Annotated in this window: 19 protein-coding genes; 14 read left to right on the top strand and 5 right to left on the bottom strand. The window is 68.0% G+C overall.

Translation table 11 applies throughout. The features are described from left to right. Positions 1-164: 164 nt before the first annotated feature. The 4 genes from folE to GGR46_RS03090 are packed head-to-tail and all read left to right on the top strand — an operon-like array spanning position 165 to position 3,047. On the top strand, positions 165-785 hold the full coding sequence (gene folE, locus GGR46_RS03105; RefSeq protein ID WP_183994461.1) for a GTP cyclohydrolase I FolE: 621 nt from the start codon (positions 165-167) through the stop codon (positions 783-785). Further along, positions 785-1,549 (top strand): SDR family oxidoreductase, encoded by a 765-nt coding sequence (locus tag GGR46_RS03100; protein WP_183994459.1) that lies wholly within the window; start codon positions 785-787, stop codon positions 1,547-1,549. Before folE ends, GGR46_RS03100 begins: the two co-directional genes overlap by 1 nt. Continuing rightward, positions 1,542-1,895 carry a dihydroneopterin aldolase gene (locus GGR46_RS03095; RefSeq protein ID WP_183994457.1) on the top strand — a complete coding sequence of 118 codons (354 nt, stop codon included), beginning with the start codon at positions 1,542-1,544 and terminating at the stop codon, positions 1,893-1,895. The genes GGR46_RS03100 and GGR46_RS03095 overlap by 8 nt, the downstream gene beginning before the upstream one ends. Before the next feature lie 24 nt (positions 1,896-1,919). Continuing rightward, on the top strand, positions 1,920-3,047 hold the full coding sequence (locus GGR46_RS03090; RefSeq protein WP_183994455.1) for a zinc-binding dehydrogenase: 1,128 nt from the start codon (positions 1,920-1,922) through the stop codon (positions 3,045-3,047). 24 nt (positions 3,048-3,071) lie between these two features. On the opposite strand, the gene GGR46_RS03085 is transcribed toward GGR46_RS03090, so the two are convergent. From GGR46_RS03085 to GGR46_RS03075, 3 genes are all read right to left on the bottom strand, one after another. After that, positions 3,072-4,895, bottom strand: coding sequence for a PI-PLC domain-containing protein (locus tag GGR46_RS03085; protein ID WP_183994453.1), 1,824 nt, complete (start codon positions 4,893-4,895; stop codon positions 3,072-3,074). A 91-nt stretch (positions 4,896-4,986) separates the two neighbouring features. Next, positions 4,987-6,645, bottom strand: a complete 1,659-nt coding sequence (gene leuA, locus GGR46_RS03080) for a 2-isopropylmalate synthase (protein ID WP_183994451.1) — start codon at positions 6,643-6,645, stop codon at positions 4,987-4,989. 163 nt (positions 6,646-6,808) lie between these two features. Then, positions 6,809-7,045, bottom strand: coding sequence for a hypothetical protein (locus GGR46_RS03075; protein ID WP_183994449.1), 237 nt, complete (start codon positions 7,043-7,045; stop codon positions 6,809-6,811). Positions 7,046-7,329: 284 nt separating this feature from the next. Here GGR46_RS03075 and GGR46_RS03070 point away from each other — a divergent pair, with 284 nt between their 5' ends. Together GGR46_RS03070 and GGR46_RS03065 are read left to right on the top strand one after the other, a co-directional pair. Beyond that, complete coding sequence (locus tag GGR46_RS03070; RefSeq protein WP_183994447.1) at positions 7,330-7,587, top strand: SWIB/MDM2 domain-containing protein; 258 nt, start codon at positions 7,330-7,332, stop codon at positions 7,585-7,587. 86 nt (positions 7,588-7,673) lie between these two features. Further along, the gene (locus GGR46_RS03065; RefSeq protein WP_116840469.1) at positions 7,674-7,853 is read left to right on the top strand and encodes a hypothetical protein; all 180 of its coding nucleotides are present in this window, start codon (positions 7,674-7,676) and stop codon (positions 7,851-7,853) included. A 12-nt stretch (positions 7,854-7,865) separates the two neighbouring features. On the opposite strand, the gene GGR46_RS03060 is transcribed toward GGR46_RS03065, so the two are convergent. Continuing rightward, positions 7,866-8,276: a hypothetical protein gene (locus GGR46_RS03060; RefSeq protein ID WP_183994445.1), complete on the bottom strand. Its 411-nt coding sequence runs from the start codon at positions 8,274-8,276 to the stop codon at positions 7,866-7,868. A gap of 76 nt (positions 8,277-8,352) precedes the next feature. Between GGR46_RS03060 and GGR46_RS03055 the strand changes: the two genes are divergently transcribed. Together GGR46_RS03055 and GGR46_RS03050 are read left to right on the top strand one after the other, a co-directional pair. Next, positions 8,353-9,516 carry a BaiN/RdsA family NAD(P)/FAD-dependent oxidoreductase gene (locus tag GGR46_RS03055; RefSeq protein WP_183994443.1) on the top strand — a complete coding sequence of 388 codons (1,164 nt, stop codon included), beginning with the start codon at positions 8,353-8,355 and terminating at the stop codon, positions 9,514-9,516. Positions 9,517-9,748: 232 nt separating this feature from the next. After that, a complete protein-coding gene (locus GGR46_RS03050; RefSeq protein ID WP_183994441.1) occupies positions 9,749-11,137 on the top strand; it encodes a methyl-accepting chemotaxis protein in 1,389 nt (462 codons plus the stop codon). 148 nt (positions 11,138-11,285) lie between these two features. Here GGR46_RS03050 and GGR46_RS03045 read toward each other — a convergent pair whose 3' ends face one another. Further along, positions 11,286-11,675, bottom strand: coding sequence for a winged helix-turn-helix transcriptional regulator (locus GGR46_RS03045; RefSeq protein WP_183994439.1), 390 nt, complete (start codon positions 11,673-11,675; stop codon positions 11,286-11,288). Between the two features lie 82 nt (positions 11,676-11,757). Here GGR46_RS03045 and GGR46_RS03040 point away from each other — a divergent pair, with 82 nt between their 5' ends. The 6 genes from GGR46_RS03040 (at position 11,758) to GGR46_RS03015 (ending at position 19,266) form a co-directional block, all read left to right on the top strand. After that, the gene (locus GGR46_RS03040) at positions 11,758-12,603 is read left to right on the top strand and encodes an SDR family oxidoreductase (protein ID WP_183994437.1); all 846 of its coding nucleotides are present in this window, start codon (positions 11,758-11,760) and stop codon (positions 12,601-12,603) included. A gap of 296 nt (positions 12,604-12,899) precedes the next feature. After that, complete coding sequence (locus GGR46_RS03035) at positions 12,900-14,633, top strand: DEAD/DEAH box helicase (protein WP_183994434.1); 1,734 nt, start codon at positions 12,900-12,902, stop codon at positions 14,631-14,633. Beyond that, positions 14,630-15,079 carry a YaiI/YqxD family protein gene (locus GGR46_RS03030; protein ID WP_183994432.1) on the top strand — a complete coding sequence of 150 codons (450 nt, stop codon included), beginning with the start codon at positions 14,630-14,632 and terminating at the stop codon, positions 15,077-15,079. Before GGR46_RS03035 ends, GGR46_RS03030 begins: the two co-directional genes overlap by 4 nt. A gap of 58 nt (positions 15,080-15,137) precedes the next feature. Then, positions 15,138-17,600, top strand: a complete 2,463-nt coding sequence (locus GGR46_RS03025; RefSeq protein ID WP_183994430.1) for an aminotransferase class I/II-fold pyridoxal phosphate-dependent enzyme — start codon at positions 15,138-15,140, stop codon at positions 17,598-17,600. After that, entirely contained in the window at positions 17,597-18,664 is a 1,068-nt protein-coding gene (locus GGR46_RS03020; RefSeq protein WP_183994428.1) for a glycosyltransferase family 2 protein, read from the top strand. Before GGR46_RS03025 ends, GGR46_RS03020 begins: the two co-directional genes overlap by 4 nt. A 101-nt stretch (positions 18,665-18,765) precedes the next feature. Then, positions 18,766-19,266 carry a cupin domain-containing protein gene (locus tag GGR46_RS03015; protein WP_221262539.1) on the top strand — a complete coding sequence of 167 codons (501 nt, stop codon included), beginning with the start codon at positions 18,766-18,768 and terminating at the stop codon, positions 19,264-19,266. Positions 19,267-19,268: the final 2 nt, after the last annotated feature.

Here is a 19,268-nt window from a genome sequence, read left to right as displayed (position 1 = left end):
CGAAACTAACGCTGCATTTTTCAGCCCGTCAACGGGGATAAGGGCCGGAACATCGCGGTTTTCGGCCATTTTTCCCGGGGAGATACAGTTGAGCCACACCCGGTTTCTGCAAGAAACGCAGATGCCGTAGCGTAAAGCCCGCAAGCGGCTAGGAAGAGACGAAAATGGTGCATGATCACGACGGCCCCGAAGACGGCGACATCGTCGCGCCTTCGCCCAAGATTCCGGTTCCGCAGGAAGTATCGGACGCGATCCGCACCCTGATCCGCTGGGCCGGCGACGACCCCAGTCGCGAAGGCCTGCTCGACACGCCCCAGCGCGTCGCCCGCGCCTGGAAGGAATATTGCCAGGGCTATACCGAGGACCCGGCGCACCACCTCAACCGCGTGTTCGAGGAAGTCGGCGGCTATGACGACATCGTCCTGCTGAACGGCATCCCCTTCCAGTCGCACTGCGAGCACCACATGGCGCCGATCACCGGCAAGGCCTCGATCGCGTACCTCCCCAAGGACCGCGTCGTCGGCATCTCCAAGCTCGCCCGCGTCCTGCACGGCTTCGCCAGCCGGCTCCAGGTGCAGGAGCGCCTAACCGCCCAGGTCGCAGACTGCATCTGGGAGCGGCTGAAGCCCCAGGGCGTCGCGGTGGTGATCGAGGCGACGCATGGCTGCATGACCGCGCGCGGCGTGCGCACCCCCGGCGTCGGCATGGTCACCAGCCGCATGATGGGCGTGTTCCGCGACGACGAGCGCAGCCGCCAGGAAGTGCTCAAGCTGATGGGCTATTGATGCGAATACTCGTGACCGGCGGCGCGCGGCGGATCGGCGCGGGCATCGCCCGCCGCCTGGCCCTGCGCGGCCACCAGGTGGCGATCCACCACCACCACGCGCCCGAGGACGCCGAGGCGCTCGCCGCCCAGATCGCTGCCGAGGGCGGCACCGCCTGTGTGGTGACCGGCGAGCTGGCCGAGGCGGAAACCGCCCCTGCCCTGCTCCACGCCGCGCGCGAAGGGCTTGGCGGCCCGATCGACGGCCTGGTCAACAACGCCTCGCAATTCGCCTGGGACGCCCTGCCGCTCACCGATTTCGCGCTGCTCGACCGCCACATGCGGGTGAATTGCGGCGCCCCAATCGCCCTCGCCTCGGCGCTGGCGGCGCAGGACGACCTGGATCAGGGCGCAGTGGTAAATCTGCTCGACCAGAAACTCGCCAACCTCAACCCGGACTTCCTCACCTACACGCTGAGCAAGGCCGCGCTCGCCACCGCCACCGAGCTGCTCGCCCGCGGCCTCGCCCCGCGCATCCGGGTCAACGCCGTCTCGCCCGGCCTCACTTTGCCCAGCCTCGACCAGACCGCCGAGGAGTTCGCCGAGCATGCCCGGCAGAACCTGCTCCAGCGCCCGGTCGCGCTGGGCGACATCGCCGCCACCGTCGAGATGCTGCTCGTCACGCCCAGCATCACCGGCCAGAACATCTTCGTCGATTGCGGCCAGCGCTTCCTGCAGCGCGACGGCGACGTGATGTTCGAAGGCCGGGAGCGCCCGCATGGCTGAGTACACGATCCTGCTCGACGGGCTCGAGGTCGCGATGGGCCTGGGCATCCATCCCGAGGAGCGCGCGGCGCCACAGCGAGTGACTCTCCACGTCGCAATGACCTGCCGCTATGCTGCCCGGCCCGAGGACCGGATCGACGCGGTAGTCGATTACGACTTCCTGCGAACCGGTATCCGCAAGCTGGTGGAATCCCGCCATTTCGAGCTGCAGGAGACGCTCTGCGAAGCAGTCGCCGCGCTGGCGTTCGAAGACGAGCGCGTGGCCAGGGTCACCGTCCGCTCGATGAAGCTCGACATCTATCCCGATGCCCGCATCGGCTGCGAGATCGTCCGCAGCCGCGACTGACCTGTGATTGAAGGAGAGAGTGCAATGGCAAACCCGCTGACTGGCCTCGAACTACGCTCGACCGTCTCGAGCGACGGCAATCTCACCCTCTCGCTGGAGCCGGTGACGCTCGCTGCGCCCGGTCCCGACGAAGTCATCGTCCGGGTCGAGGCGGCGCCGCTCAACCCGTCCGATCTCGGCCTGCTGCTCGGCCCCGCCGACATGGCGACGCTCAAGGCCGGCGGCACCGCGGAGCACCCCACGCTCACCGCCGCGATCCCGTCCGCGCGCATGCCGGCGATGAAGCCGCGGCTCGACCAGTCGATGGCGGTCGGCAACGAAGGTGCCGGCACCGTGGTGCTGGCCGGCGAGAATGTCGCCGGGCTGCTCGGCAAGAAGGTCGGCATGCTCGGCGGCGCGATGTACGCCCAGTATCGCAAGATCGCGGCGCGCGACTGCATCGTGCTGCCCGAAGGCGCCACCGCCGCAGATGGCGCATCGATGTTCGTCAACCCGCTCACCGCCCTGTCGATGGTCGAGACGCTGCGGATGGAAGGCCATAAGGCGCTGGTCCACACCGCCGCCGCCTCCAACCTCGGCCAGATGCTCAACCGCATCTGCATCGCGGACGACGTGCCGCTGGTGAACATCGTGCGCAGCGAAGCCCAGGCGCAGATCCTGCGCGACATCGGCGCCAGGTACATCGTCGACAGCAGCGCCCCCGATTTCCGCGAGAAGCTGACCGACGCGATCGCCGAGACCGGCGCCACCCTCGCCTTCGACGCGATCGGCGGCGGGAAGATCGTCAACACGATCCTCCACGCGATGGAAGCGGCGGCCAACCGCACCGCCACCGCCTATAGCCGTTATGGCTCGTCGACCTGGAAGCAGGTCTATGTCTACGGCATGCTCGATACGTCGCCGATGGAACTCGATCGCGGCTATGGCCTGGCCTGGGGCGTCAGCGGCTTCCTGGTCACGCCGTTCCTGATGAAGCTCGGGCTGGAAGGCACGCTGCGCCTGCGCGCGCGCGTCGCCGCCGAGCTGACCACCACTTTCGCCAGCCACTACACGAACACCATCTCGCTCGCCGAAGCGCTCGATCCGGCAGTGGTGGCCGCCTATGCCAAGAAGGCCACCGGCGAGAAGTATCTGATCGACCCCAGCCGATAGGGCTGGCGAGCCGACAGGACTGGCTCAGCTCCAGTCCTGTCGGCACCCGGTCATCGCCTGCGACAGCGTGACATTCGCATAGACCCAGTCGTCCTGGCCGCCCGGCTGCGCATATTCGCCGCTATAGTCCGAAAGCAGCGCGCCATCCTTGATCGTCCAGGATTCTACCTTGTGGTCGCCATACAGGCCCAGCGCGGAATCGCTCTTGCGCAGCGACAGATAATAGCCGTCATAGTCGCCGCCCGAGACCATGTAGAAGAACCTCGGCCCCGGCTCCATCCGCAGCCGGAACTGGAGCGCGTCGCTCGGCGCCGTGGTGTAGCGCACCCAGCCACCATCTTCGCCGAGATAGGAGGTCCCACTCCCGGATCCGAAGGCGATCCGGCAATAGCATTGGTCGAGGAAGCTGCTGGCCGGCGCATATTCCGCGCTGAACTTGCCGGCCGGGATGGCCTTCAGCCGGGCGACGATCTGGTCGGTCAGGCTGCCATTCTCGACATAGTCCATCGTCATCACATTGGGCCGGAACACGCCCATGCCCCAGTCCAGGCCGCCCATCCACTCGACGAACATCGCCGCGTTGAGATGGTTGTTGTAGACCGCCGAGCGCTCGGCTTTGCTGAAATAGACCGGCACGCCCATGTCGTTCCAGTTCCCGTTGCAGACCTGCATCTGCGCCTGGGCGACGAAGAAGCGCGCCGCGACCATTCCCTGCCAGAAGCACAGGTTGTTCGTGTGATACAGCTTCCAGCGATCGGTCAGCGCGGTCGGGACGCCATCTTTCCCCGCCGGCCCCTCATCGGCGAGCGAGCTGCTCTCGTCGTCCCAATAGGGATCCCACAGGCGGATATATTCCGAGAGGCCCTTCTGGTCCCCGGCGGTCTTGTACGCCGCGATATTCCCCCAATTGCCGCCCGGCTCGCCCGGCTTCCCGGCATATTCGCCAATATTCTCGTAGAAGATCGCCGCCTTGCCCCGCGCATCCTTGAGGGACAGCCCGGCGAGATCGTTGACGTCGAGCACGTCCAGATAATGGTTGAGCAGCCAGCGGAAATGGTCATGGTCGTCGGCGTCGAAATCCTGCCCGGGCACGGCATTGAAGGTTTGGAACTTCAGGATCACGAACTCGCCGGGATTGTCCTGCAGAAACCTGTGCAGGTCGAGCAGGATGCAAGGCCAGCCGTTGAGAGGGTCGTTGTTCCCCTGCTCCCACCGGGCGAAGGGATTGGCGCTGGGGAAGGTGTGGTGGGTGTAGAACAAGCCATCGTTCACCTGCACCCGGAAGTCGAAGAACCGGATGCCGAGTTTCAGCTGTTCCGCGATCGTGCAGTTCTGCGTGCGGCCGGCGAAGTTCATCCCATAGGTGCCCGAGTCATGCGATCCGGCGAGCGGGAGCTGGATCAGCGGGAGATCTCCGAACTCGGGGTGAAGTGCGCTTATGTCGGTCAGCCACGCGGAATGGTCGCTCCACGGCCATTCGAACGACACCTTGGCCGGCGTGCCCGTGGACGCCATGGTCGGCATGGCGTCCGACAAGACGAGAAAGCGCCCGTTGCCCCGCTCGTCCTGGAGCGACGTGCCGAGGAGCGACCAGCGCCAATCGGAAGCGCCGTCCACCCGCTCGAGCGTGGTATCCGCGCCGACCAGATTGTCGCCGTCGTCCCGCCCGCCCAGCCGCGCCAGCGCGAAAGAGGCGTCATTGCCCTCACGGCGAAACCATTTGGCATCCGCCTTGTCCGTGGTGGTGCCGACCTTGCCGTCTTTGTCCAGCGTCAGATAATAGCCGCCGTCCAGCGCCATCACGCACGCGCCGGAAAAGCCCAGATTGATGCCCATCACGAATCCCATCGGTTTGGAAAGCCCGATGGGAATGTGGTCTCCCGCCGCGGAGCAGGTCCAGCGGCGGGGATGGTTACGGCACCATAACGGTGCCGAAAGTTCAGGCCCGGTTGGCTGCGCTCAGCACCGCACGTACCGAAGCGGTCGCGATGTCCGCGTCGATGCCCACGCCGAACACCGTGCGCCCGTCCGGCGTGCGACACTCGACATAGGCCGCCGCCTGCGCATCGGCGCCGTGGCCGATCGCATGCTCGCTGTAATCGACCACGTCGAGCGCCGGGCCGGTGGTGCCGGCAAGCGCGTCGATCACGCCCGAGATCAGGCCGTTGCCGCGCCCGGAGATCGAACGCGTCTCGCCGTCCACCGCTATACGGCCGACGAACACGCGGCTGCCGGCGGCGCCGGTCTCCTCATAATCCTCGAGCACGAAGCGATCCTTGTCGCCCGGCAGATAGGTCTGCTCGAAGCGGCCCCAGATGTCCGCGGCGTTGAGCTCGCGGCTGGTCTCGTCAGCCAGCGCCTGTACGTGGCGCGAGAAATCTGCCTGCATCCGCTTGGGCAGCTTCAGGCCCTTGTCCTGCTCGATCACCCAGGCGACGCCGCCCTTGCCCGACTGCGAATTGACGCGGATCACCGCCTCGTAATCGCGGCCCAGGTCCTTCGGGTCGATCGGCAGATAGGGCACGTCCCAGAACTCGTCGTTGCGCGCTTCCTGCGCCGCGAAGCCCTTCTTGATCGCGTCCTGGTGGCTGCCCGAGAACGCCGTGAACACCAGGTCGCCGGCATAGGGATGACGCGGGTGGACGGGGATCTGGTTGCAGTACTCGACCGTCTGGATGACCTCGTCGATGTCCGAGAAATCCAGTCCCGGATCAACGCCTTGCGTGTACATGTTGAGGGCCAGCGTCACCAGGTCGACATTGCCGGTGCGCTCGCCATTGCCGAACAGGCAGCCCTCGACGCGGTCCGCGCCCGCGAGCAGGCCCAGCTCCGACGCGGCAACGCCGGTGCCGCGGTCGTTGTGCGTGTGCAGGCTGATGACGACCGTGTCGCGGCTGCGGATGTTGCGGCAGAACCACTCGATCTGGTCGGCATAGATGTTCGGCGTCGCGGCCTCGACCGTTGCCGGCAGGTTGAGGATCAGCGGGCGCTCGGTGGTCGGGCGCAGGATGTCCATCACCGCTTCGCAGACCTCGACCGAGAAATCGAGCTCGGCGGTCGAGAAGGTCTCCGGCGAGTACTCGAAATGCCAGTCGGTATCGGGCTGCTTGGCCGCCTCGTCGCGCAGCACCTTGGCGCCTGCGATGGCGATCTGCTTGATCTCCTCGCGGCTCATCCCGAACACAATGCGGCGCCACGCCGGCGAGACCGCGTTGTAGAGGTGGACGATCGCCTTCTTCGCGCCCTTGAGGCTCTGGAAGCTGGTCTCGATCAGGTCCTGGCGCGACTGGGTCAGCACCTGGACGATCACGTCGTCGGGAATCTTGTCCTGCCGGACCAGGCCCGAGATGAAGTCGAACTCGGTGGCGCCGGCGCTCGGGAAGCCGACCTCGATCTCCTTCACGCCCACCTTGCAGAGCAGCTCGAAGAAGCGGGTCTTCTTCTCGGCGTCCATCGGGTCGATCAGCGCCTGGTTGCCGTCGCGCATGTCGGTCGACAGCCAGCGGGGCGCCTTGGTGATGGTGCGGCTCGGCCATTGGCGGCCGGGCAGGTTTACCTGGGGGAAGGGACGGTACTTGATGGACGGATCGCGCAACATGACAGCTCTCTCTCGGCTGGAGACTTCGATTTCAATTGTGAAGTGCCCTTAGGGGCGCGCGCATGTGCGTCCTGCCCCTAAGGGCGGATAAGTCGCAGGCCGAGAAGTGCGCGGGTCATCATGTTGGGCATGCCTTTAGACAAGCCCGCGCAGCCTTGTCCACTCACATTACGTTTGTGACTGCCGTAGCGTCGCTATTGCTGACCGCTTCGTCGGTCGTCGCGGCCGCATCCGCCGCATTGGTCACGGCCTCCTCGGCCGCGGGCGTCTCGCTCGCCTTGGGGCTCGGGGTGGCGACGATCTCGGCCATGGGGGGCGGATCGGAATAGTTGGTGCCGGTGGTCCCGCCACCGCCGCAGCCGGCCAGAATCACCAGTCCGCCGAGCACCAGAACGCGCATCCCGCTCTCCCCTTCCTTCGTGAAAATCCCCCTTAGCATGGCCTTTTCCCCTCTCCTACCGGCCGTTTAACCCGACTTATCCCCAAAATGTCGCTCTCCGAGGGCGTCTCGGCGCATCTGCTCTCTAGACAGACGCGATTTGTGTCGATCAAAGGGTTGCAGGTGAGAGGAGTAACACTCTCATCGCGGTACATCGTAGGCGCGAAAGGCGGCGGAAGGGTTCGCACACGCCGCTGGCGCTAACGAAGGCATAGCCCGTCCAGGGCAGGAACAGGAGAAACATTATGGCCGAGACCAAAGCACGCGGCGGCATCGCCAAGCCGGTGACCCCTTCGCCCGAGCTGGCCAAGATCGTCGGCACCGCGGATCTCCCGCGCAGCGAGATCGTCAGCAAGCTGTGGGAATACATCAAGAAGAACAACCTGCAGAACCCGGCGAACAAGCGCGAGATCATCGCCGACGACCTGCTGCGTCCGATCTTCGGCGCCGACAAGGTGACGATGTTCGAGATGAACAAGCACATCGCGAAGCACGTCAAGTAAGCCGGGCCGGGGCGATGCGCCCCGCCGCTGAAAACGCGAAGGGCGGGTTCCCCACGGGGCCCGCCCTTTTGCTTTAGGAGACCCCAATGGCCGAGAAGTTCGAACGTCACCGCCAGCCCTGGCGCGCCGACGAGATCCAGAAGCTCCACACGCTCGCCAAGAAGGGCATGGCGCTGAAGGCGATCGCGAAGGCGCTCACCCGCAGCGAGGAATCGGTGAAGGACCGCGCGAAGCTCGACGGGCTCAGCATCGCCAAGCTCCACTAGGGCCACGCTCCATTAGGGCTTCGGCGCCGGACGCATCTCGATCTGCAGGATCCGCCCGACATGGGCGCGCTCGCTGCCGCTTTCCTCCAGGTCGAACACCAGCCCGCCGCCGGTCACCACGGCGCGCTCGAGCCCGGGCCATTTCGCGCCGGGCGCGATCGTCGCCCCGGGCAGGCACGCCGCAATCCGCGCCGCCATGGTCTCGTGCGTGATCTCGGCAGGCAACAGGGTGCGGTGGCAGAAATAGCCCTCCGCCCCGCGGTGGCAGGACATCGGCAGGTGCGGCACGAAATCGCTCTTGCGGAGCGCCTCATAGCCGCCCGGCTCGGCAATCGCGGCGGACAGCCGCCGCACGTCCGCGCAGATCGGATCGTCCTGGACGAAAGACGCGCCGAGCAGCGCCATCCCAAGCAGAAGATGCATCCCCAATCTCCTTCCGGATGCGCAACGTCCGTCACGCCCGCTTGCCGCAGGCTGAACAACTGCTAGGCGCTGGCCAATGTACGACGCGATCATCCTTGGAGCCGGCGCCGCGGGGCTGATGTGCGCGCTCACCGCCGGCCAGCGCGGCAAGCGCGTGCTGCTGGTCGATCACGCCGACGCCCCGGGCAAGAAGATCCTGATCTCCGGCGGCGGCCGCTGCAACTTCACCAATATCGGCACCGCGCCGGATCGCTACCTCTCGCAGAACCCGCACTTCATGAAGTCCGCGCTCGGCCGCTACACCGCGCAGGATTTCCTCGACCTGGTCGAGCGCCACCGCATCGCCTGGCACGAGAAGACGCTGGGCCAGCTCTTCTGCGACGGTTCGGCCCGCCAGATCGTCGACATGCTGCTCGACGAATGCGCACAGGGGAAAGTCGAGATCTGGCTCGGCCACGCCCCGCAGGTCGAGCATGCCGATGCCCGCTGGCGCGTCACCTGCGGCGCGCGTATCGCCGAGGCCCCGGCCCTCGTCCTCGCCACCGGCGGCCCCTCCATCCCGAAAATGGGCGCCACCGGCTTCGCCTATGACTTCGCCCGCCGCTTCGGCCTGAAGATCGTCGAGCCCCGCCCCGCCCTCGTCCCGCTGACCCTGAGCGGCGAGGAAGCCCTGTTCCGCGAACTGTCCGGCGTCTCGACCGACGTCACCGCCCGCGCCGGCAAGGCAAGCTTCCGCGAGGCGGCGCTGTTCACCCACCGAGGGCTATCGGGCCCCGCCATCCTCCAGGTGTCGAGCTACTGGCGCCACGGCGAGCCCATCGGCATCGACTTCCTCCCGCAAGCCGAGCCCGGCTGGCTGCTCGCCGCCAAGCGCGCCCGGCCCCGCGTCACCCTGCGCAAGCTGCTCGGCGAGGCCCTGCCCGCCCGGCTCGCCGATGCGCTGGCCGAGAAGCTCGCGCTCGCCACCGAACTGGCCAACACGCCGGACCGCGCGCTCGACGAAGCCGCCCGCCGGCTCGCCGACTGGCAGTTCCTGCCCAACGGCACCGAAGGCTATGCCAAGGCCGAAGTCACCATCGGCGGGATCAGCACGGCGGAACTCAGCTCGCAGACCATGGAGGCCCGCAAGGTCCCCGGCCTCTACGCGATCGGCGAGGCGGTGGACGTCACCGGCTGGCTCGGCGGCTACAATTTCCAATGGGCCTGGGCGAGCGGCCGTGCGGCAGGGCTGGCGCTCTAGCCAGATTTCGCAGGAACGACCACTAAGCCGTTGCTTTCCGGTTTTCCTGCATTTCCATGCACTTGCACCATTTCGAAGTAATCGCTTCCGTAAATCCCCGTATTGAATTTGGTGCAGCTGCGAACGTTTCGCGTCTGAGCCGCCTAAAAAGGGCTTGTCCAACGGGTTCTCTACCCCGCGGGCGCCAGGTTTCCCGGGCGCGTACCTCCCGGGGCCGCTCAGGAGGACTTCGATGCACTGGTTTCAGGCCACCGCGCCCATACGTCTCAAGCTCTATGTCGCCTTCGCTTCGCTGATCGGTGTCATGACATTGGTCGCGCTGGTCGCCTTCCTCGCGCCCACCATGATCGCCCTGCCCCTCGTCGCGCTGCTGATCGGCGGCGCCGCGGTCCAGTGCGTCCGCTATCGCGCCGCGATCGCCGATCCCTATGTCTCCACCGTCATCCGCATGGAGGCACTCGCCGCCGGCGACCTGAACAGCCCGATCGAGTTCACCAACTATCAGGACTGTGTCGGCCGCATGACCAAGGCGATGCACACTTTCCGCGACAACGCCGTCGAGCAGATCCGCCAGGGAGAGGAACAGGCGCACGCGGTCACCCGTCTCGGCTCCAGCCTCGAACGCCTCTCGCATGGCGACCTCACCGCCGAGATCGGCAGCGACTTCCCGCAGGGCTATGCCGGGCTCCGCACCAACTTCAACGCCGCGCTCACCGCGCTGCGCGGGCTGATCGGCACGGTGATGGAAAGCACCGCCGCGATCCAGACCGGCTCGGGCTCGATCGCCGAGGCTTCCGAGGACCTGTCGCGCCGCACCGAGGCGAACGCCGCGAGCCTCGAGGAAACCACCGCCGCGGTCTCCCAGATGGACAATCGCCTCAAGGCAACCGCCGCAGCGGCCAGTCGCACGGTGGAACGCGCCGATGGCGCCATCGCCACCGTGTCCGATGGCCGGGTGATCGCCGAAGAGGCCGTGGAGGCGATGACCCGCGTGGCCGACAGCGCCAAGGGCATCGACAGCGTGATCGAAGGTCTCGACAAGATCGCCTTCCAGACGCGCGTCCTCGCGATGAACGCCGCGGTGGAAGCGGGCCGCGCCGGCGAGGCGGGCCGCGGCTTCGCGGTCGTCGCCGACCTGGTCTCCGCCCTGGCCATGCGCGCCGAGGAAGAGGCCGGCCGCGCCCGCGACCAGCTTACCCATACCCAGGCCGACATCATCACCGCCGTCGCGATGGTCCAGAAGGTCGATGGTGCCTTTGCAGGCATCTCGAGCGACGTCGGTGAGGTCCATGCGCTGCTCAGCCAGATGGCTGGCGACAATCAGGCCCAGGCCACCGCGATCACCCAGATCAGCGCCGCGATCGGCACGATGGACCAGGCGACCCAGCAGAATGCCGCGATGGTCGAGGAATCCACCGCCGCAGCGCGCAGCCTGGCCAGCGAAGTCACTGCGCTCAGCGAGCAGGCGTCGAAGTTCGATGTCGGCGCCGCGGCCCGCACCAGCCTGCCCGCGCGCCCGCAAAAGCCGGGCAAGCCACGCGGCTATGTCTCCCCGGTCAAGCCGCTCGCCGCCCCCGTCGCAAAGGCATCGAAGCCGGTGGAGGATTGGGCAAGCTTCTGAGCTGAATTCCCTCTCCCATTGGGAGAGGGAGGGAGCTGCCGAAGGCAGCGGAAGGGTGAGGGTCGTAAGGTAAGGCTACCCTCACCCTTCCCACTCGCTACGCTCGCGGGCCCCTTCCCGCTCCCAGAGGGAGCGGGAGAAATGCGCCTTACGCCGCCACCCGTGCCGCCTGCGCATCGCAGATGTCCGGCAGCCGGACTTCGATCCAGTCGGCCAGCGCGCGGATATGCCCGGCCGCCTCGCGCCCGATCGGGGTCAGGCTGTATTCCACATGGGGCGGCACCACCGGATAGGCGATCCGCTCGACCAGCCCGTCGCCCTCCAGCCATTGCAGCGTCTGCGCCAGCATCCGCTCGCTCACCCCGTCGACCTTGCGGCGCAGCTCGCTGAAGCGGTGCGTGCCGCCTTCCAGCACGATCAGGATCAGCACGCCCCATTGGCTGGTGACGTGCTTCAGCACCTCGCGCGACGGGCAATTGCGCTCCAGCACCGCGCCACGGCGCACCCGGGTCGAGAAGGGTTCGAGATCTTTTTCCATACTTACCTCGATGTATGTACTTACGAATAGTAAGCAAGGCCAATATCTGGATGTCCGTCACCCGCCAAGAAGGAACGGACACATGACCATCGCCATCACCGGAGCCACCGGCCAGCTCGGCCGTCTCGTCATCGACAAGCTCAAGGGCAAGCTGCCCGCCGACCAGATCGTCGCCCTGGCCCGCAGCCCGGAAAAGGCCGCCGACCTCGGTGTCGCCGCGCGCATCTTCGACTATGACCGGCCCGAGACGCTGTCGGCCGCCCTCGCCGGCGTGGACACGCTGCTGCTCATCTCGTCGAGCGAGGTCGGCAAGCGCGAAGCCCAGCACGCGGCGGTGGTCGAGGCGGCGAAGCAGGCCGGCATCGGCCGCATCGTCTACACCAGCCTGTTGCGGGCCGACACCAGCGCGCTCAGCCTGGCGAGCGAGCATCTCTTCACCGAGAAGCTGATCCTCGCCTCGGGCATCCCCTACACCTTCCTGCGCAACGGCTGGTATGTCGAGAATTACGCCGCCAGCGTGCAGGGCGCGCTCGCCCATGGCGCGCTGATCGGCGCCGCCGGCCAGGGCCGCATCGCCGCCGCCGCGCGTGCCGACTATGCCGATGCCGCGGTCGCGGTGCTGGCCGGCGCGGACCATGCGGGCAAGATCTACGAGCTGGCCGGCGACACCGCCTTCACCCTCGCCGATCTCGCCGCCGAGCTCTCGCGCCAGACCGGCCGCGACATCCCGTTCCAGAACCTTGCCCCGGCCGACTATGCCGCCGCCCTCACCGGCGCCGGCGTCCCCGCCCCCTTCGCCGAGATGCTCGCCGGCTGGGACGTGGAAATCGCCAAGGGCGCGCTGTTCGACGACGGCCACACCCTGTCGCGGCTCATCGGCCGCCCGACCGTTAGCCTGGCGGATGGCGTCAAGGCGCTGATCGGCTGATCTTCCGCTCCCCCTCCCCGCAAGGGAGGGGGAGTGAAGGCTGGCAAAATAGGATTTCGTCTGATCTACCCTCGGAGATGCAATTCCAGCCCGAGTCCCTTGCCCCGCGCGCACGAAGGCGATTCAAGGGATTCAACGTTTCCGTTGTAAAGAATTTACAAGCGACAACCGAAAACCGCCGGAATCCGCCATTTAGTTGCTCAACCACCGGCTTCGACGACACAAAGCGACGCCGCTCGCCGTCAACCCTCTTTTCCCTTGCGGTAAGGGCCCTTCGAGCCCATGTGCGGGGTCTCATGTCATTTGCTGAACTCCCTGCGCTTCTCGCCGAAGCGCTCGCAGCGCGTGGTTACGCCGCGCCCACGGCCGTCCAGGCCGCCGTCATCGCCCCCGAAGCCGTGGGCCGCGACCTCATCGTCTCCGCCCAGACCGGCTCGGGCAAGACCGTGGCCTTCGGCCTGGCCATGCATCCCGAGCTACTCGGCGAAGATGGCAAGATCGCGCCGACCCGCGAACCGCATGCCCTCATCATCGCACCGACCCGCGAACTCGCCCTGCAGGTCAGCCGCGAGCTGATCTGGCTCTACGGCCCCACCGGTGCGCGCATCGCCACCTGCGTCGGCGGCATGGACGCTGCCAAGGAGCGCCGCCAGCTCAACTATGGCGCGCACATCGTCGTCGGCACCCCGGGGCGCCTGCGCGACCATCTCGAGCGCGGCGCGCTCGACCTCACCGCGCTGCGCGCCGTCGTCCTCGACGAAGCCGACGAGATGCTCGACATGGGCTTCCGCGACGATCTCGAGGCGATCCTCGACGGTGCACCCGACACCCGCCGCACCCTGCTCTTCTCGGCGACCATGCCGAAGCCGATCGTGGCGCTGGCCAAGCGCTACCAGAACGACGCGCTGCGCATCTCGACGGTCGGCGAAGACCGCGGCCACGGCGACATCAGCTATCAGGCCGTCACGGTCAGCCCGTCGGACATCGAGCATGCAGTGATCAACCTGCTGCGCTTCCACGAGGCGGAGACGGCGATCCTGTTCTGCGCGACGCGCGACAATGTCCGCCACCTCCACGCCACGCTGGTCGAGCGCGGCTTCTCCGCAGTGGCGCTGTCGGGCGAGCATAGCCAGAACGAGCGCAACCACGCCCTGCAGGCGCTGCGCGACCAGCGCGCCCGGGTTTGCGTCGCCACCGACGTCGCCGCCCGCGGCATCGACCTGCCGACGCTCACCCTGGTGGTTCACGTCGAACTGCCGCGCGACGCCGAGACGCTCCAGCACCGCTCGGGCCGCACCGGCCGTGCGGGCAAGAAGGGCACCGCGGTGCTCATCGTCCCCTATCAGCGCCGTCGTCGCGTCGAGATGATGCTCAAGGGCGCGCGCATCCCGGTCGAGTGGGTCGACGTGCCCAGCGCCGAGGCGATCCGCGAGCAGGACCGCGAGCGCCTGATCACCGCGCTGCTCGCGCCGGTCGAGATCGACGAGGAGGACGCCGCCATCGCCGAGCGCCTGCTCGCCGAGCGCTCGCCCGCCGATATCGCCGCCGCGCTGGTCCGTGCACACCGCGCTGCGCTGCCGGCGCCCGAGGAGCTCAGCAGCCAGGGCGATCGCCGCGAGGAGCGCCAGGCCGGCCAGCACCGTCCGGGTTTCGACGACGTCGTCTGGTTCCGCATGGACATTGGCCGCCGTCAGAACGCCGATCCGCGCTGGGTGCTGCCGCTGATCTGCCGCCGCGGCCACATCACCAAGAACGAAGTCGGCGCGATCCGCATCGGGCCGAACGAGACTTCGTTCCAGATCCCGCGCGCGCTGGCGAGCAAGTTCATCGCCGCCGTCGCCCGCACCACCGAGGGTGAGGAAGACGTGCGCATCGAGCAGTCCGATGCGCCGCCGGCCCAGGGCCAGGGCCAGGGTGCCCGGCCGCAGCGTGGCGGTCCGAACCGTCCGGCGGGTGGCCCCGGCGCCCCGCGTCACCAGGCCAAGCCCTATCGCAAGGCGCCGCCGGCCCGGGGCCCGTCGCACCGGTGAGGGTCCTCGTCGACGCCGACGCCTGCCCGGTGAAGGACGAGATCTACAAGGTCGCCTGGCGGCACGAGGTGCCGGTGGTGATCGTGAGCAACAGCTGGCTCCGGGTGCCGCAGCACCCGCTGGTCAGCCGGCAGGTGGTCAGCGACGGCTTCGACGCCGCCGATGACTGGATCGCCGAGCAGGCCGGCGCGGACGCGGTGGTAATCACCGCCGACATCCTGCTCGCCGACCGGGCCTTGAAGGCCGGCGCGAAGGTGCTGGCGCCGAACGGCAAGCCGTTCACCATGAGCTCGATCGGCGACGCGATCGCCACCAGGGCGATCATGGCCGACCTGCGCGCCGGCGGCGACCAGATCGGCGGCCCCCGCCCCTTCTCGGCGGCGGATCGCTCGGCGTTCCTGCAGGCGCTGGACCGCGAACTGGTGGCGTTGAAGCGGCTTACCTAATCTTAGTAGACGTGCAGGCATAATTTCCGGATTGGGGACGAGGGACCTTGCCGGGGACATGCACAAGCTACCGCTGATCGCGCCGCAACCGCCGCGCCTGAGCGAAATGACCGAGGCGCTGCGGGCCATCGAGGCACGCGGCATCTACAGCAATGGCGGCCCGGTCGTCCGCGAGTTCGAGGCCCGGGTCGTCGCCGAGCTTTTCGGCGGCGTGGGCGCAGCGCTGGCGGTGAACAACGCCACCATCGGCCTGATCCTTGCGATCCGCCAGGCCGCCCAGGGCCGCAAGGGCAAGTACGCGCTGCTCCCCAGCTTCACCTTCGCCGCCACCGCCCATGCCGCGATCTGGGCCGGCCTCACCCCGATCCTGGTCGACAGCGACCCCAATGACTGGGCCGCCAGCGCCGAAGCCGAGGAGGCCGCCCTGGCCCGCCATGCCGGCGAAGTCGCGGTGCTGGTCCCCTACGACACCTTCGGCACCTGCATCGACCTGGCCCGCTATGCCCGCCTCTCCGAGCAGCACGGTGTCGGCGTGGTCGTCGATGCCGCCGCGTCGCTGGGCAGTCTCGACGCCGAGGGCCGTGGCTTCGCTACCGGCGCCAATTTCGCCAACGTCTTCTCGATGCACGCCACCAAGACCTTCGCCACCGCCGAAGGAGGCCTGATCTACAGCGCGGACGCCGATCAGGTGGAAGCGTTGCGCCGAATGCACAATTTCGGCTTCGGGGCGCCCCGCTCGGCGACCGAGCCCGGCACCAACGCCAAGCTGCCCGAGATCCTCGGCCTGCTCGCCCTCGCCAAGCTCGACGAGATCGACGCGGTCGCCGGGCACCGCGCTGCACTCGACAAGGTCTATCGCACCAGCCTGGGCGATACCGTCACCTTTCAGGCGACCAACGCCCGGCGCCAGGTCGCCCAGTTCATGCCGATGCTCCTCCCCGAGGGTAGCGACCGTGCCGCGGTGATGGCGGAACTCGCCGCACGGGGCATCGGCGCCGGCCATTATTTCGCGCCGCACCTCGCCCAGCAGCCCTATTTCCAGCGCGAGTGCCTGCGCACCTCGACCCCGGTGGCCGACGACCTGGCCGCCCGGATGCTGTCGCTACCGATCACCGATGCGATGACCGAGGCCGATGTCGCCACCATCTGCGATGCGCTCCACGCCGCGCTGCGCAAGCCCCGGATCGTGGTGCCGGCCGCGCCGCAGAAGATTCTCTCCACCGTCCTGATCGGCGGCGGCCCCGCCGGCATCGCCTTCCTCATCTCGGCGAGCAAGAAGGGCAAGCTGCGCGAACTGGGCGCCAGCCTCGCCGTGGTCGAGCGCGGCCCGAGCCTCGGCGCGGGCGAGCTGCCGGGCTATGCGATCACCTCCGACAGCACCGCCGAGACCTTCCTCAGCGCCGTGAAGGACAATCCCGAGCCCGCAATCGCCGCGCTGACGGATCACCCGGCCGCACGCGAGATCGCCCAGTATGTCGGCAAGCTCGGCGTACCGCTCCACCGCACTGCCCCTTTCCTCGAGGCGATGGGCGAGCGCGTCGGCGCGGTCGTTGCCGAGGCTGGCGGCCATGTCCTGACCGGCCACGAAGTGCTCGACAGCCGCCGCACTCCGGCTGGTCTCTGGCAGACCCGCATCCGCAACCGCGCCACCGGCGCCGAGCGCGACCTGCTTTCCGAGAACATCGTCATCGCCACCGGCGGGTACCAGTCGGAGAGCAACGTCACCGCGGCCTCTGTCGCCGGCGCCCCGCTCGGCGAGCAGGTCGGCACGCGGCTGATGCTGTGCGACGACATGCTGCGGACCGGCGGCATCGACCGCCTTCGCGAGCGGATCGCCGGCAAGCGCGCCCCGCGCATCGCGATCATCGGCGCCTCCACTTCCGCCATCGCCTCCGCTGTCCTCCTCCTCAAGTCCGACATTCCGTTCGGCGCCGAGAGCCTGGTCCTGCTCCACCGCGAGGACCTTCGCCCCTGGTACCCCTCTGCCGAAGCCGCCCATGCCGACGGCTTCACCGATTTCGGCCCCGACGACATCTGCCCGCTCTCGGGCTTCGTCTATCGTCTGGCCGGCTTCCGGCTCGAGGCGCGCGAGCTGGTGCTGCGCATGCTCCGCATCGGTGGCCGCACGCCGGATCCGCGGGTCCGTCTCCACCAGCTCGCCGGTCCCGATCCGGAGACCGCGAAGCTCCTCGCCGAAGCGGATGTCGTCGTCGCCGCGCTCGGCTATCGCCCCCATGCCCTGCCGCTGCTCGACGCTACGGGCAATCGCATTGCGCTCACCGCCCATGCCCCGGGCCGCCCGCGCCTTGCCGACCAGCTCTGCCGCGTCACCGACGCCGAGGGCCAGCCGATCCCCGGCGCCTATGGCATCGGGCTCGCCGCCGGCTTCGTCCCCGAAGGACGGCTGGGTGGCGAGAAGAGCTTCAAGGGCAAGGCCAACGGCCTGTGGCAGTGGCAGAACGATGTCGGCCAGCTGATCGTCGACCAGTTGCTCGGCCAGAGCGTGAGCCTCGCCGCATGAACGGCCTGCCCGCCCCCACCGTCTCGGTCATCATGCCTGCCTATAACGGCGCGGCCTGGATCGGCGCGACGATCGACAGCGTCCTCGCCCAGGACTTCACCGACTGGGAGATGGTGATCGTCGACGATTGCTCGACCGACGACACCCGCACCCTGCTCGCCACGCTGACCGATCCGCGCATGCGCGTCCTCCATGCCGGCGTGAACGGCGGCCCGGTCGTCGCCCGCAACATCGGCTTCGCGGCTGCCCGCGGGCGCTACATCGCCGGGCTCGACCAGGACGATCTCTGCAAGCCCGGCCGCTTCGCCGCACAGGTCGCCTGGCTCGACGCCCATCCCGGCACCATGCTCGTCGCCACCGCCGCCGAGCTGCTCGAGAATGGCCAGGTCACGCCCTGGCCTGCCGACCGCCCGCTCACCCCGGCGATGATCGACTGGCTGATCCTGACCCAGAACCCGCTGGTCTGGTCGACCGTCATGTTCCGCGCCGAGGCTGCACGACTGCTCGATCCCTTCGAGCGCCCTCAGGTGCGCTATGCGGAGGATTTCGACCTCTATCACCGCCTCAGCCGCTTCGGGCAGATCGCCCGGCTCGACGAGGCGCACCTGCTCTATCGCTGCCACCCCGGCGGGGCCTCGAAGAAGTTCGCGGACACCATGGCCGCCAGCGCGGCGCGAGTGCTCGCGGAGCGCTACCAATCGGTGTTCGGCGACGAGAGCCAGGGCAATGCCGAGCTGGTCGTGCGCTATTTCATGCAGCGCGACCCGGCGCCCGACCTGGACACGCTTGGCCGCCTCTCCCGTATCCTGGCGGCGCTCCATGCCGATCATGTCGCCCGCACGCCGCTCACGCCGCAGGAACGGATCGAGGTGGATGGCGAGCATGCCCGGCTATGGTGGCTGGTCGCCCGGCCCGCGCTGCGCCAGGGGGCGGTGACAATGCGCCAGGCGATGGCGGTGCTGCCCGAGGGGGTGAACCTGCCTGGCAACGATCCGGACCGCCTGATCTCCCCGCTGATCGGCCGGGTACGCGCGATCGGGCGCGGGCTGGGCGTGGCACTCTAGCGGAGCCGACACCAAGGTCTCGGCGATACCATCGTCCAATCGCGCACCGGCGCCGGACGCGACACTTTGGAGCGGTTCAGCAACCGACCAGAGGAGGTTTCATGGAGACCAGGACTCGTCCGGACCGCCGGGCCGTCGCACCCGTGGCAGGCATTGCCCTCCTCGTCGCGACGTCCGCGGCGGCGCAGGAGCTTCCCCCGAAGCAGGTCGGCTCGGTCCATGCGGAGGCGATCGGCTTCGCGCCGTTCGATGCCTTCCCCGCTGGCGCTCTGCTCGCCAAAGTGGTCGGCGATCCGACCAAGCCAGGTCCCTATGTAGTTCGCGTCAGGGTGGCCGACGGCGTGAAGCTACTGCCGCACATCCACCCGGAGGACCGCGTCTACACGGTCATTTCCGGCGTCTTCTATATCGGCTTCGGCAAGGCGTTCGATCCCGCCAGGCTGACTGCCTATGGTCCCGGCAGCGTGGTCATCCTGCCCGGCAACACGCCCCATTTCCACTGGGCCAGGTCCGGCGAATATATCACCCAGGTGACTGGCACCGGTCCGCTGGGCATCGAATATGTGCACCGCGACGACGATCCGCGCGTCCATGCCCATTAGGC

The organism is Sphingomonas kyeonggiensis (assembly GCF_014196745.1).
GTDB lineage: Bacteria > Pseudomonadota > Alphaproteobacteria > Sphingomonadales > Sphingomonadaceae > Sphingomonas > Sphingomonas kyeonggiensis.
The sequence above is the reverse complement of the archived record's forward strand: the minus strand, read 5'-3'. Positions and strand labels throughout refer to the sequence as shown.

Bases quoted from the DNA above. Each gene is read 5' to 3' on its own strand.
- GGR46_RS03085 (WP_183994453.1), bottom strand. From the start codon at position 4,895: ATGGGATTCGTGATGGGCATCAATCTGGGCTTTTCCGGCGCGTGCGTG.
- GGR46_RS03090 (WP_183994455.1), top strand. From the start codon at position 1,920: ATGGCAAACCCGCTGACTGGCCTCGAACTACGCTCGACCGTCTCGAGC.
- GGR46_RS03065 (WP_116840469.1), top strand. From the start codon at position 7,674: ATGGCCGAGAAGTTCGAACGTCACCGCCAGCCCTGGCGCGCCGACGAG.
- GGR46_RS03100 (WP_183994459.1), top strand. From the start codon at position 785: ATGCGAATACTCGTGACCGGCGGCGCGCGGCGGATCGGCGCGGGCATC.
- GGR46_RS03045 (WP_183994439.1), bottom strand. From the start codon at position 11,675: ATGGAAAAAGATCTCGAACCCTTCTCGACCCGGGTGCGCCGTGGCGCG.
- GGR46_RS03060 (WP_183994445.1), bottom strand. From the start codon at position 8,276: ATGCATCTTCTGCTTGGGATGGCGCTGCTCGGCGCGTCTTTCGTCCAG.
- GGR46_RS03015 (WP_221262539.1), top strand. From the start codon at position 18,766: ATGGAGACCAGGACTCGTCCGGACCGCCGGGCCGTCGCACCCGTGGCA.
- GGR46_RS03025 (WP_183994430.1), top strand. From the start codon at position 15,138: ATGCACAAGCTACCGCTGATCGCGCCGCAACCGCCGCGCCTGAGCGAA.
- GGR46_RS03055 (WP_183994443.1), top strand. From the start codon at position 8,353: ATGTACGACGCGATCATCCTTGGAGCCGGCGCCGCGGGGCTGATGTGC.
- leuA (WP_183994451.1), bottom strand. From the start codon at position 6,645: ATGTTGCGCGATCCGTCCATCAAGTACCGTCCCTTCCCCCAGGTAAAC.
- GGR46_RS03095 (WP_183994457.1), top strand. From the start codon at position 1,542: ATGGCTGAGTACACGATCCTGCTCGACGGGCTCGAGGTCGCGATGGGC.
- GGR46_RS03035 (WP_183994434.1), top strand. From the start codon at position 12,900: ATGTCATTTGCTGAACTCCCTGCGCTTCTCGCCGAAGCGCTCGCAGCG.
- GGR46_RS03040 (WP_183994437.1), top strand. From the start codon at position 11,758: ATGACCATCGCCATCACCGGAGCCACCGGCCAGCTCGGCCGTCTCGTC.
- GGR46_RS03070 (WP_183994447.1), top strand. From the start codon at position 7,330: ATGGCCGAGACCAAAGCACGCGGCGGCATCGCCAAGCCGGTGACCCCT.
- folE (WP_183994461.1), top strand. From the start codon at position 165: ATGGTGCATGATCACGACGGCCCCGAAGACGGCGACATCGTCGCGCCT.
- GGR46_RS03050 (WP_183994441.1), top strand. From the start codon at position 9,749: ATGCACTGGTTTCAGGCCACCGCGCCCATACGTCTCAAGCTCTATGTC.
- GGR46_RS03020 (WP_183994428.1), top strand. From the start codon at position 17,597: ATGAACGGCCTGCCCGCCCCCACCGTCTCGGTCATCATGCCTGCCTAT.
- GGR46_RS03075 (WP_183994449.1), bottom strand. From the start codon at position 7,045: ATGCGCGTTCTGGTGCTCGGCGGACTGGTGATTCTGGCCGGCTGCGGC.